Source organism: Pantoea sp. Pa-EAmG (assembly GCF_030024295.1).
GTDB lineage: Bacteria > Pseudomonadota > Gammaproteobacteria > Enterobacterales > Enterobacteriaceae > Pantoea > Pantoea dispersa.
Map to the genome: position 1 here is coordinate 1 of NZ_JASEWO010000435.1, position 455 is coordinate 455.

Consider the following 455-nt stretch of genomic DNA (forward strand, 5'->3'; position numbering starts at 1 on the left):
TTCACCGAAACCGGGGCTTTCTGGTTGTTCAGTTCGAGTTCGATATTGCCCGCAGAAGTGGTGAGCAGCACATGCGTATCCCCTTTTGCTGCAAGAGCAGTAGCGGATACAGAAGAGAGCGCTAACAGGGCAACTGCCGCTGTCAAAGTACGTTTAAACATGAATGATTCCTTACCATGGAGTGCAAGCTCAAAACGAGATTGATTGTAAAGAGCAAGTTATATAAGAGCCAGCGTTTTACCGATATTTACGCTGATGTTGCGATTGTCATACTTTTGCGCTCACGCAATCATTTGCGTGACGAAAATCACACTATTAATGAAATATTTCGCGCTTGTTTCACTCGTTGTTTATTAAGATCACAGTTCCATTTACAATTCATGACACTTTTTGCCAATCCCGGCGCATCACAGGTTCAGAACATGACAAACCGTAATCGCATTGGCCTTACCTGG

Annotated in this window: 1 protein-coding gene and 1 pseudogene; one reads left to right on the top strand and one right to left on the bottom strand. The window is 44.2% G+C overall.

Annotated features, from left to right (window positions below; translation table 11 throughout):
- A pseudogene (locus QMM04_RS23110) lies at nucleotides 1–161 on the bottom strand (peptidylprolyl isomerase A); the annotation flags it as partial.
- Between the two features lie 15 nt (nucleotides 162–176).
- Here QMM04_RS23110 and QMM04_RS23115 point away from each other — a divergent pair.
- The coding region (locus QMM04_RS23115) for a hypothetical protein (RefSeq protein ID WP_282997233.1) at nucleotides 177–455 on the top strand (279 nt) is incomplete at its 3' end.